This is a genomic window from Pseudalkalibacillus sp. Hm43 (genome assembly GCF_051842935.1).
Lineage (GTDB): Bacteria > Bacillota > Bacilli > Bacillales > Fictibacillaceae > Pseudalkalibacillus.
Map to the genome: position 1 here is coordinate 1,060,658 of NZ_JBPXRR010000001.1, position 11,904 is coordinate 1,072,561.

Annotated in this window: 14 protein-coding genes; all 14 read left to right on the forward strand. The window is 42.7% G+C overall.

Annotated features, from left to right (window positions below):
• The first annotated feature begins 1 nt into the window (after window position 1).
• The 14 genes from ACSVDE_RS05650 (at window position 2) to ACSVDE_RS05715 (ending at window position 11,887) form a co-directional block, all read left to right on the forward strand.
• The gene (locus ACSVDE_RS05650) at window positions 2-2,011 is read left to right on the forward strand and encodes a chemotaxis protein CheW (RefSeq protein ID WP_439299967.1); all 2,010 of its coding nucleotides are present in this window, start codon (window positions 2-4) and stop codon (window positions 2,009-2,011) included.
• 13 nt (window positions 2,012-2,024) lie between these two features.
• The gene (locus ACSVDE_RS05655) at window positions 2,025-2,510 is read left to right on the forward strand and encodes a chemotaxis protein CheW (RefSeq protein ID WP_226550791.1); all 486 of its coding nucleotides are present in this window, start codon (window positions 2,025-2,027) and stop codon (window positions 2,508-2,510) included.
• Window positions 2,507-3,145 carry a chemotaxis protein CheC gene (locus ACSVDE_RS05660; protein WP_439299968.1) on the forward strand — a complete coding sequence of 213 codons (639 nt, stop codon included), beginning with the start codon at window positions 2,507-2,509 and terminating at the stop codon, window positions 3,143-3,145. Before ACSVDE_RS05655 ends, ACSVDE_RS05660 begins: the two co-directional genes overlap by 4 nt.
• Window positions 3,138-3,638, forward strand: coding sequence for a chemotaxis protein CheD (locus ACSVDE_RS05665; protein ID WP_439299969.1), 501 nt, complete (start codon window positions 3,138-3,140; stop codon window positions 3,636-3,638). The genes ACSVDE_RS05660 and ACSVDE_RS05665 overlap by 8 nt, the downstream gene beginning before the upstream one ends.
• Window positions 3,639-3,681: 43 nt before the next feature.
• A complete protein-coding gene (locus ACSVDE_RS05670) occupies window positions 3,682-4,449 on the forward strand; it encodes a FliA/WhiG family RNA polymerase sigma factor (RefSeq protein ID WP_439299970.1) in 768 nt (255 codons plus the stop codon).
• A gap of 16 nt (window positions 4,450-4,465) precedes the next feature.
• The gene (locus tag ACSVDE_RS05675) at window positions 4,466-5,848 is read left to right on the forward strand and encodes a DUF342 domain-containing protein (protein ID WP_439299971.1); all 1,383 of its coding nucleotides are present in this window, start codon (window positions 4,466-4,468) and stop codon (window positions 5,846-5,848) included.
• Between the two features lie 27 nt (window positions 5,849-5,875).
• Entirely contained in the window at window positions 5,876-6,178 is a 303-nt protein-coding gene (locus tag ACSVDE_RS05680) for a hypothetical protein (RefSeq protein ID WP_439299972.1), read from the forward strand.
• 9 nt (window positions 6,179-6,187) lie between these two features.
• On the forward strand, window positions 6,188-6,679 hold the full coding sequence (locus ACSVDE_RS05685; RefSeq protein ID WP_439299973.1) for a DUF6115 domain-containing protein: 492 nt from the start codon (window positions 6,188-6,190) through the stop codon (window positions 6,677-6,679).
• 185 nt (window positions 6,680-6,864) lie between these two features.
• Window positions 6,865-7,593: a 30S ribosomal protein S2 gene (gene rpsB, locus ACSVDE_RS05690; RefSeq protein WP_439299974.1), complete on the forward strand. Its 729-nt coding sequence runs from the start codon at window positions 6,865-6,867 to the stop codon at window positions 7,591-7,593.
• Between the two features lie 159 nt (window positions 7,594-7,752).
• On the forward strand, window positions 7,753-8,637 hold the full coding sequence (tsf, locus tag ACSVDE_RS05695; RefSeq protein ID WP_439299975.1) for a translation elongation factor Ts: 885 nt from the start codon (window positions 7,753-7,755) through the stop codon (window positions 8,635-8,637).
• Between the two features lie 155 nt (window positions 8,638-8,792).
• Window positions 8,793-9,515, forward strand: coding sequence for a UMP kinase (gene pyrH / locus ACSVDE_RS05700; protein ID WP_226550758.1), 723 nt, complete (start codon window positions 8,793-8,795; stop codon window positions 9,513-9,515).
• Between the two features lies 1 nt (window position 9,516).
• Window positions 9,517-10,074 (forward strand): ribosome recycling factor, encoded by a 558-nt coding sequence (frr, locus tag ACSVDE_RS05705; RefSeq protein ID WP_439299976.1) that lies wholly within the window; start codon window positions 9,517-9,519, stop codon window positions 10,072-10,074.
• Between the two features lie 229 nt (window positions 10,075-10,303).
• On the forward strand, window positions 10,304-11,074 hold the full coding sequence (locus ACSVDE_RS05710) for an isoprenyl transferase (protein ID WP_439299977.1): 771 nt from the start codon (window positions 10,304-10,306) through the stop codon (window positions 11,072-11,074).
• A 15-nt stretch (window positions 11,075-11,089) separates the two neighbouring features.
• A complete protein-coding gene (locus ACSVDE_RS05715; protein WP_439299978.1) occupies window positions 11,090-11,887 on the forward strand; it encodes a phosphatidate cytidylyltransferase in 798 nt (265 codons plus the stop codon).
• Window positions 11,888-11,904 lie beyond the last annotated feature (17 nt).

An 11,904-nucleotide genomic window follows, 5' to 3' on the forward strand; every position in this document is an offset into this window, starting at 1 on the left:
TATGGATATGAACCAATACCTTGAGATTTTCGTTGAGGAGAGTCGGGAACACCTTCAAGCTATCAACGAACATATGTTGAAGCTTGAAAACGATCCATCAAACATAGCGATCATCAACGACATTTTCCGATCTGCACATACATTAAAGGGGATGTCTGCATCAATGGGATATGAAGACTTAGCGAGTCTTACCCATCAGATGGAGAACGTATTGGATGCGATCAGACAAGAGAAAATTACCGTCAAGGATCACACTGTGGATGCATTGTTCGAATCAGTTGATCATCTTGAAGCGATGGTTGAATCCATCATCGCAGGCGGGGATGGTAAACGGGATGTGAAAGACATCGTCCATACATTGAATTTGATCGAAAAAGGAGAGGATCCGGATTCAGATTCCGGAACTCCATCATCTCAAACTGGCTCAGAGGATACTGGGTTAGATGAGTTTCAGAAGTCGATCCTACAGCAATCCATTGATCAAGGAATGAATGCATTTACGGTCAAGGTAACGTTAGAGAGCACATGTATGCTTAAAGCTGCCCGCGTTTATATGGTTTTCGAAGTCATTGAAAAAATCTCTGAAGTCATCCACTCTTCACCGGCAGTCAGCGATTTGGAAGAAGAGAAGTTCGATCAAGACTTTACGGTGACCTTGATCACTGACTTGGACGCAGATGAAGTCCAAACGAAAATCGGTAAGGTTTCAGAAGTAGAGACAGTTTCGGTTACGCCATTCAATGCAACGAAAGAGGCGAGTGAGGCAACTCAGGAAGCGGCAGCTGCAATTGAAACGGATAAACCTGTAGAGAAGAAACAGGAAAAAGAACCGGAAAATACGAAAAACGCGAAAGCCGCAGCAAGCAACAAGACGATGCGAGTCAACATCAATCGATTGGATAGTTTGATGAACCTCTTCGAAGAACTTGTCATCGACCGGGGCAGGTTGGAAGCACTCGCGAAAGAAATAGATAACGGTAGTTTGACAGATACCGTTGAGCATATCACTCGTTTGACCAGTGACTTACAAGATTCACTCATGACGTTGAGGATGGTGCAGATCGATACTGTATTCAATCGATTCCCGCGTATGATTCGAAGTCTTTCAAAAGATTTAGGCAAGAAAATCGAGTTCAATGTAACTGGTGGAGAGACTGAACTGGATCGTACGGTCATTGATGAAATCGGTGATCCACTCGTCCATCTGTTAAGGAACTCCGTCGATCATGGAATCGAAATGCCGGAGAAGCGATCAGAAGCTGGTAAACCTGAAGTTGGTACGATATCACTCACCGCCTATCACAGTGGTAACCACATCTACATCGATATTGAGGATGATGGTGGCGGAATCAATCGTGATAAGGTCCTGAAGAAGGCGATTGAAAACAATATCGTCGATGAAGCGATGGCAGAAAAGCTGGAAGACGAAGAAGTGTTTCAGCTATTGTTCGCTTCTGGATTCAGTACTGCAGATACTGTTTCCGATATTTCAGGTCGGGGTGTCGGTCTTGATGTCGTCAAGAGTAAGATTGAATCATTGGGAGGTCACATCCATGTAACCTCCAAGCCGGGACGCGGTTCCAAGTTCGCAATCCAATTGCCGTTGACGTTGTCGATCTTACCGGTCATGTTGGTCACGATCGGACTCGAAACATATGCGATTCCTCTTTCCAACATAGTGGAGAGCATCATCATTCCAAAGGGTGATGTGATGAAAGCACACAACCAATTGGTCATTGATTTCAGAGGCAAGGTTGTCCCGCTTGTGTCTATGAAAGATGTTTTGGAAGTCGAGTCAGTGGGAGAAGAAAAGGATACTTATTCCATCGTGGTCGTCCGAAAAGGAGATCAGATGGCAGCCTTGATCGTCGACCGATTCATCAGCCAGCAAGAAGTCGTCCTTAAACCGTTAGGAGATTACCTGACCAATGTCTTCGCCATATCTGGTGCTACGATTCTTGGGGATGGTAAGGTTTCGTTAATACTTGATTGCAACGATCTAATCAAATAAGGGAGGATTCAGAATGTCCGAAGTGAAAACAGTAGAAACCGAAATGAAAGCGATCGTATTCCAGCTTAAAGATGAAGAATATGGTGTGGATGTTCATCAAGTCCGTTCCATCGAGCGTCTACAAGAGATTACTAGAGTCCCGAGAACGCCTTCTTTCGTAAAAGGTGTCATCAATTTAAGAGGAATTGTTACTCCTATCATAGATTTAAGAAGCCGTTTCGATATCGAAGAAACCGAACCGACGGATGAAACAAGAATCATCATCGTCAATGCAAATGATCTCGAAGTAGGCATGATTGTAGATTCTGCGAATGACGTCATTGATGTACCAGCAAACGCTGTGGAACAGGCTCCTAAAGTCGTAGGTGGAATTGATGCAGAATATTTGGATGGTGTGGCGAAACTCGAAAAGAGATTATTGATTTTGCTTAACCTGGATAAAGTGTTGAACCCAGAAGAGATCATCGCACTCCGACAATTCAAGGAGAAGGGTGAATGATCACACCTGAAAGATTGACAGACTTCCATAAAGACATACTGAAAGAGATCGGTAATATCGGAGCGGGGCATGCCGCTACCGCGTTATCTGAACTCGTCAACAAGTCAATCGATATGAATGTTCCATCTGTCAAGTTGGCTCCTTTTCACGAAGTGACTGAGTTGCTCGGAGGAGAAGACACCGTAGTTGCGGCCACTTTCCTCCGTGTCACAGGGGATGCGCCTGGTAACATGTACTTCATTCTGACCATTGAAGAGGCTGTATCCTATCTTAAACAACTGACAGGCGATGAGAGTATCGATGAAAACAGCTTTTATGATTGTGAAATGACACGTTCAGCTTTACAGGAAACAGGCAATATTTTAGCGGGATCCTATCTTTCTTCCTTTTCTGATTTTACCGGATTGAAGCTATCGCCCTCGGTGCCTTATTTGACGATCGACATGGCGGCGGCAGTGTTATCATTCGGTCTTGTTGAGATGTCACAAGTAAGTGATTATGCCATTATCATAGATACACAGTTGAAAGAATCAGATGGGTTGCAGACCGGCATTGATGGACACTTTCTGTTGTTGCCTGACCCTGACTCTTTCGAAAAGATCTTTCATTCTTTAGGAGTTTCGATTAATGAATAAAACCATTGAAACCATCCAGGTCAAAATATCGGATTACCAGCTTGCCAAATCACCTCAACTCCTGAAAACGACAGGTCTCGGCTCATGTATCGGAGTGGTTGTTTACGAACCCGCTGCTAAGGTGGCTGGTATGGCACATGTCATGCTCCCGAGTTCCGAGCTGACAAGAGGAACTACTTTCAACTTAGCTAAATATGCAGACACGGCTATACCTGCGATGGTGAATGAGATGGTGCAAACTTATCGAATTAATAGAAGGAATTTGCAAGCGAAGATGGCTGGTGGCGCTCAAATGTTCCAGTTTACAGGAAAAAGTGAAGCGCTGAGAGTGGGACCAAGGAATGCAGAGGCCGTCAAAGAAGTTCTGAGGACACTTGACATACAGATCGTTGCTGAAGATGTCGGCGGTCAAAACGGAAGAACGATCGAGTTCAATACAGATAACGGAGAATTGATGATTCGGACGATCCACAAAGGCATGAGAACGATTTAGTCCATTTAACGGTGGATTTAGAATGAAGGTAAGGAGGGATTGGATGCGTAAAGGGGCAACTTCTGAAGCGAGTGTACATTGGGATAACTGGTCGAAATTCCGTGACAAAGATTCATGTCAAGCCTTATTGGAAATGCATTTACCCTTGGTCCAATATCATGTTCAACGGATTGCTGTAGGATTACCACGGAATGTCAATAAGGATGAGCTTCGCAGTCATGGACTGTTAGGATTGTATGATGCCTTGAAAAAATTCGATCCTACGAGAGACTTGAAATTTGATACGTATGCTTCTTTCCGGATTAGAGGTGCCATACTCGATGGACTTCGTCGTGAAGATTGGCTGCCAAGATCGTTGAGGGAGAAAACGAAGAAAATTGAAATGACCATCGAACGGATGGAGCAGGAAAAGATGCGTTCAGTGAGCGCATCAGAAGTCGCATCAGAAATCGACCTGTCAGAAGATGAAGTACTCAGCATCATGTCCGAAAGCTTTCTGGCGAATGTCCTCTCCATTGATGAAGAGAATAAAGACAGCGATACGAATGAAAAGGTCGGTTATACGATTGAAGATAAGAAAATAGACACACCTGAAAGCATGATTTTAACAGAAGAGTTACATAAACATCTGACGGATATCATCCATGAATTGAATGAAAAAGAACAGCTCGTCGTAAGTCTCTTCTACTATGAAGAACTGACATTGACTGAGATTGGACAGGTTCTTGGATTATCAACTTCCCGGATATCACAGATCCACTCCAAGGCACTATTCAAATTACGTGGTGTACTGAACAAATACTTGAATTAAGGAAGGAAGTTCATTTGTGGGGATTGATCTTGTTTCAGGAAACGTACAACTAAAAATCAAAGACAGTGGAATGACAGCGATATTAGTGCCGGTCTCCTCATTTGAAGGTGAATTGACATCCGAGGGACTCATCCAGTATCTATCTGACAATGATGTCGTGAATGGCATACAACATGACATCATCGATGAATTGGTACAGCTGTCTGAACATTGGATGGAACCCATTGTCGTGGCAAAAGGTACGAAACCTGTCAATGGTCAACCGGGGTATATCAGCCCAGTATTGAAGGAAGAAGAGCGTACACCTGATCTGGACGAACGTTACATTGACCTGAGATCCCCTACTTACATCCAATCCGTCAAACAAGGGGATTTGATTGCTGAAATTGTCCACCACACCGAAGGTACAGATGGTGTCAATGTTCTAGGCGATACCGTCAAAGCGAAACCAGGCAAGCCGATTCGGGTTAAGAAAACGAAAAACATCCGTATTGCTGAAAAAGAAAACAAGGTCTATTCCCTGACAGATGGACAAGTCAGTTACCAAAAGAGATCCGTTCACGTTTTTCCTGTTTACGAAGTGCATGGAGATCTGGATTTGAAGACAGGGAATTTAACTTTTACCGGAAACATCCATATCCATGGTGATGTGCCTTCAGGTTATACGATCCGTGCGGATGGAGATGTCCGGATCAACGGTTCGGTGGAAGCTTCTGATATTAAAGCGGGAGGTTCTGTATTCATCCGGAATGGTATTGCCGGTCAAGGGAAAGGGAAGATTGAAGCTGGCTGTGATATCCGCACAGGTCATATCAATCAAGGGAAAGTCATCGCTGGTGGTGACTTGCATGTAGGTCTGATCAACCATAGCGATATCCAAGTGGACGGTCATATCTTCTGTCAAAATGGTAAAGGTATTGTCCATGGGGGGAATATCACTTCTGGGGGCAATATTCATTTGAATCAAGCTGGCAATGATTTGATGACGAAAACCAACTTCTACTTCGGAGTCCCTCCCCATGTCATCCAAAAGCATGAGCATCTATCCAAGAAGATTACAGAAGAAGAGGATAATCTGAAAAAACTAAGATTGCTACAGGCTAAAATCGAACAAAAAGACGAAAATCAGCGTACAACGAAGGAGCGGCTCTTACTTCTCAGGATAAAGAATACCTACTTGCAATCCGAGAGTTTTATTGAGCAACTGAAGGGGGAGCTCGATCTCGTTGCGGAGGATTTCATAGATGTCCATGATCTATCCTTATATGTAAAAGGTGTTGTTTATCCAGGCGTAGAAGTCACATTCGGAAAGTACAAACGAGTGATCAAATCGGACTATAAGGCAGTAGAAGTGAAGCTATCATCAGGCGAAGTCATCATTCAACCTATCAAAGAATAACGATTTTTTGCATGGAGGAGTGAAAAGATGAGTCTGAAATTGATAGAGCTACAAGTTGCGATACCAAGAACACAAGATGCAGGTAAGGTCCAGGAACAGCTCCAGCAACAATCACAAATCAATCAAGCTCAATCTGCTGAAGCGGAAAAGAAAGCGCAAGAGATGAAGCGAAAGAGCGTTGAAAAGCACGAAGAGACCACTCACTCCGAATGGAATGACAATGAACAATCAAGTTCCCAAAGCGGTAGAAGCCATAAAAACAACAAGGAACAAGAAGACGGTGACGCAAAACACCCTTATAAAGGTCACAACGTAGATTTTTCTGGTTAGGAGGAGAAGATGACAGGATTTTTACTCGGTATCAGTTTTCTCATACACATCATCACACTTCTCTCCATTATTATATTATGGAAGAAATTCCAGGCAACAGACGACTATGATGTGAAAAAGGCTAAGCAAGAAATGGAAGACATCCTTCTTGCCTATACGACCGAAATGAAAGAAGAGAATGATGCCTTCCTTAAAGAGTTGCAACAAGTGACGCAATCGAAGGAACCCCACCTCCAAAAGTCCGAACAATATAAAGATCTGCAAATCTCGGATGATTCTGAACGCCAAATAGAAACATCCGATTTTGTTCGAACCGAGGATGTGAGTGAACCATACACTCCACCGGTTGACGATACGAAAGAGACGTTCGGTCCATCCTTATTGTCTCAAGTACTATCTCTCAAAGACAAAGGATATACAATAGAAGAAATCGCTAAAAAAGTGGATAAAGGTAAGGGTGAGATCGAGTTGCTCATAAAATTTCACCAAGATGGGCGATAGATACTTGCTAGATTCACACAGTATGTGTTATATTTATTCTCGGTGTTTAGTGATATAGGATTTATATCAACATTACCACACACGTTCGTGGATTCAACCATCGGTGCTTATTTGAAGTTTAACTATTGAATAAGTTTTGGTTGTTCGGAAGCGGGCGGAGGAAAAAACCTTAGGAGGTGCCATTCATGGCAGTAATTTCAATGAAACAATTGTTAGAAGCTGGTGTTCACTTCGGTCACCAAACACGCCGTTGGAACCCAAAGATGGCACGTTACATCTTTACAGAGCGTAACGGCATCTACATCATCGACCTTCAAAAGACAGTCAAGAAGGTAGAAGAAGCGTATAACTATATGCGCGACATTGCAGCTGACGGAGGAAAGATCCTTTTCGTCGGTACGAAGAAACAGGCTCAAGAGTCTGTTAAAGACGAAGCGGTACGTGCTGGTCAATACTACATCAACCAACGTTGGTTAGGTGGAACGTTGACTAACTTTGACACGATCCGTAAGCGTATCAAGCGTTTGAAAGACCTTGAGAAGATGCAAGAAGATGGAACGTTCGATGTTCTTCCTAAAAAAGAAGTTATCCTTCTTAAAAAGGAAATGGATCGTCTTGAGAAATTCCTAGGCGGAATCAAAGACATGAACGGACTTCCAGATGTTCTTTTCGTAATCGATCCTCGTAAAGAGCGCATCGCAATTGCGGAAGCACGCAAGTTGAACATCCCGATCGTTGCGATCGTAGACACAAACTGTGATCCTGATGAAGTGGATGTAGTCATCCCAGGTAACGATGACGCAATCCGTGCTGTCAAACTCTTGACTTCCAAGATGGCGGACGCTGTGGTTGAAGCAAACCAAGGCGGCGCTGAAGAAGTTTCTTCTGAAGAGGAAGAAGAAGTTAAAGCGTAAATGAATGCTCATTAAGGGTGATAGAGGGGAACTGACCCTTTATCACCTTTTTTAAACAAAAGGTGATGTTTTAGGCAACAATGATTGCGGACAACCTTTTAATGATTTAGTTTGAAACCAAAGCTTATGAAGCTACATATTTTAAAGGAGGAATTTATCATGGCAGTTACTGCACAAATGGTAAAGGAACTACGTGAAAAAACTGGCGCAGGAATGATGGACTGTAAGAAAGCTCTTACAGAAAACAACGGAGATATGGACAAAGCGATCGATTGGCTTCGTGAAAAAGGGATCTCTAAAGCAGCTAAGAAAGCAGACCGTATTGCTGCAGAAGGTCTTACTCACATAGAAACAAAAGGGAACGAAGCAGTTATCGTTGAAGTCAATTCTGAAACAGACTTCGTTGCAAAGAACGATTCCTTCAAACAATTGATTGCTGAAATCGCTACACACTTATTAGAAGTGAAACCGGCATCTGTAGAAGACGCTCTTAAGCAAGAAATGACTGGACAAAGTATTCCTGTTGAAGAATACATCAACAATGCGATTGCAAAAATTGGAGAAAAGATTTCTCTTCGTCGTTTCGCTATCCTTGAAAAAGAAGACCAAGATGCGTTTGGTGCATACCTTCACATGGGAGGACGTATCGGAGTACTTTCTGTTGTCGCTGGTACAACGGATGAAGAAGTGGCGAAAGACGTTTCTATGCACGTAGCTGCTGTAAATCCTCGTTACATCAGTCGCGACCAAGTTTCTGAAGAAGAAGTTGCTCGTGAGAAAGAAGTATTGACTCAACAAGCATTGAATGAAGGAAAGCCTGAAAACATCGTCGAAAAGATGGTTGCTGGCCGAATCAACAAGTACTTCGAAGAGATCTGCTTGTTAGATCAAGGCTTCGTAAAAGATCCAGATCAAAAAGTAGGTAAATATGTTGAAAGTAAAGGCGGCACTGTAAAAGGTTTCGTACGTTACGAAGTCGGCGAAGGTATGGAAAAGCGTGAAGAGAACTTTGCTGATGAAGTAATGTCTCAAGTTAAGAAATAATTGACCTAAAGACAACTTATTTCTTAACATCAACTACAAGAAGGGGGACACAGCATGTGTTCCCTCTTTTTCAAAAAGCTTTGTTTACAAACCTATAACAGAGTTTTTCTTTTGATCGATTTATTTAAATGAGGAATCGCTGATGGAGGGAAAAAATGAGTACGCCTAAATATAACAGAGTCGTGTTAAAACTGAGCGGAGAAGCACTTTCCGGTAGTATCGGATATGGAATCGACCCAACAATCATCCAATCGATTGCTAGACAAGTAAAAGAACTCGTCGAAATGAACGTCGAAGTTGCAGTGGTTGTCGGTGGAGGTAACATATGGAGAGGGAAAGCTGGAAGTGAAATGGGAATGGACAGAGCTACAGCTGACTATATGGGTATGTTGGCTACTGTCATGAACTCACTTGCTCTTCAGGACAGCCTTGAAAATATAGAAGTTGAAACACGGGTTCAAACCTCTATTGAAATGCGACAAGTGGCTGAACCTTATATCCGTAGAAAAGCGATTCGTCACCTGGAAAAGAAACGTGTCGTCATCTTTGCTGCTGGTACTGGAAATCCATATTTCTCTACAGATACAACTGCAGCGCTACGTGCTGCTGAAATCGAAGCTGAAGTCATTTTGATGGCGAAAAACAACGTCGATGGTGTCTATACAGCTGATCCTAAAACGGATGAAACAGCGAAGAAATACAACAGTCTCTCCTATCTGGAAGTCTTGAAAGAAGGACTTGCGGTAATGGATTCTACAGCTTCATCCTTATGTATGGATAACGATATACCTCTGATTGTATTCTCAATCATGGAAGAGGGTAATATCAAACGAGTTATTGAAGGTGAAAATATCGGAACCGTTGTGAGGGGGAAATAACATGTCAAACACAATCATTCAACAAGCTGAAGAAAGAATGAAAAAAGCAATCGCATCTTACAGAAGAGAACTAGCGACATTAAGAGCAGGACGTGCGAATCCATCTTTGCTGGATCGTGTAACCGTTGATTACTATGGTGCACCTACACCATTGAATCAGATGGCGAACATTTCAGTTCCTGAAGCACGTCTATTGTTGATTCAACCGTATGACAAATCCGTCATCGGTGACATCGAAAAGGGCATCCAAAAAGCGGAACTCGGTTTATCACCAACAAATGATGGTGATGTAATCCGCATTGCAATCCCTGCACTGACAGAAGAACGCCGTAAAGAGCTTGTGAAGCTTGTGAAGAAGTATACGGAAGAAGGTAAAGTAGCAGTCAGAAATATCCGTCGGGATGCAAATGACGAATTGAAGAAGCTTGAGAAGAACGGTGATATGACGGAAGACGATCTACGTCACTACAACGATGAAGTTCAGAAGTTGACAGACCGTTATGTTGCAGAGATCGATTCCATCGCTTCTGACAAAGAAAAAGAAATCATGGAAGTATAACCTGATTCAAGTTAAAATAAGATAAAGAAAAAGACCCTCTTTTTCATAGAGGGTTTTTTGCACATAAAGACAGCATCTGTTTTTAGAAGATGGAGGAGTGATATGTTACCCAAAACATGTCTGCCTTCATCCCATATACATAATCGTCACCTTAATGAGTAAAATGATTGAAACAATGCTGGACAAACCTTACGAGTGGTTTGATTTATTCTCTCTGGGGGACATAATAATGCTGAACAAGCTTACGAATTTGACAAAAACGAATAATAAAGAATCAAAAAAGGACATTCAACTCGATTTAAGTCGCATTCCGAGGCACATCGCCATCATCATGGATGGAAATGGCCGCTGGGCGAAGAAAAGGGGCTTGCCGAGAGTTGCAGGACACCGTGAAGGAATGAAGGTTGTCAGGAAGGTCGTCAAGAGAGCAAACGAATTAGGGGTCAAAGCTTTGACCATGTATGCTTTTTCTACTGAAAACTGGAAGCGTCCGAAACCAGAAGTAGAATTCATCATGAAGCTTCCTGAGCAATTTCTATTGACTTATTTACCAGAGTTGATTGAAGAAAATGTGCAGGTTCGTATCATGGGAGAGAAGAAGGGTGTTCCTTCATATACATTGAAAGCTGTTCATGAAGCAGTAGAGAGAACAAAGCATAACGATGGTTTAATATTGAATTTCGCTCTGAACTATGGGAGCAGATATGAAATTACACAAGCTGTCAGGCAGCTTGCCTCTGAGATCGAAGAAGGAAAGATCAAGTCCGAAGAGGTGGACGAGAAGCTGATCGGTTCCTATATGATGTCGAGTGAAGTCGGGGATCCTGAATTGTTGATTCGTACGAGTGGAGAAATCCGTTTGAGCAATTTCATGTTATGGCAACTGGCCTACACGGAATTATGGTTCACGGATGTGTACTGGCCGGACTTTACAGCGTCTGATTTGGATCAAGCAATTCTTGACTATCAGAACAGAGGTAGAAGGTTTGGCGGGGTGTAACCCTAGGAGGCTTATATGAAAGTACGTATCATTACCGGAGTCCTTGCTGCTCTAGTATTCTTACCGATTGTTTTCATCGGTGGTGGATGGTTTTACAGTGTGATGGCATTGCTCGCCGCGATCGGTTTGAAAGAGTTACTACGGATGAAAGGAATCCGACTTAAGAACATACCAGGGATCATTGCACTTATTACAGTGATTGTCCTGGTCATTCCAAAAGATTTTCTAGAACTACCATATGATTTGAATACGATCAAGATCGATACGATCATTATCGGCCTGTTTGCTCTGCTTACCTGGACTGTCATAACGAAGAATCGATTTACGTTTGAAGATGCCAGTTTCGTCATCATGTCGACTTTATACGTAGGAATCGGTTTTCTCTATTTCAATGAAACTAGAGCACTCGAAAATGGGGTAAGGAGCCTGTTTTTCGTATTATTCATCGTTTGGGCAACGGATACAGGCGCTTATTTCTTTGGAAAATCACTTGGGAAACGGAAGCTTTGGCCGGTTATCAGTCCGAACAAGACGATTGAAGGTTCGTTGGGTGGTCTTGTTTGTGCCGTTGTCGTAGCCTTGATATTCCAACTCTTCTTCCCTATTTATACCACCATGATTCTAGCTGTCCTTGCAGCGTTGGTCATCGGTGTATTCGGACAGATTGGAGATCTGGTCGAGTCTGCTTTCAAAAGACATTATGAAGTGAAAGACTCGGGTACGATCCTACCTGGACATGGAGGGATTCTTGACAGATTCGATAGCATCCTGTTCGTTTTGCCGATTTTACACCTTATACAATTGATGTCCTAGCATTCAGTACATTGGGA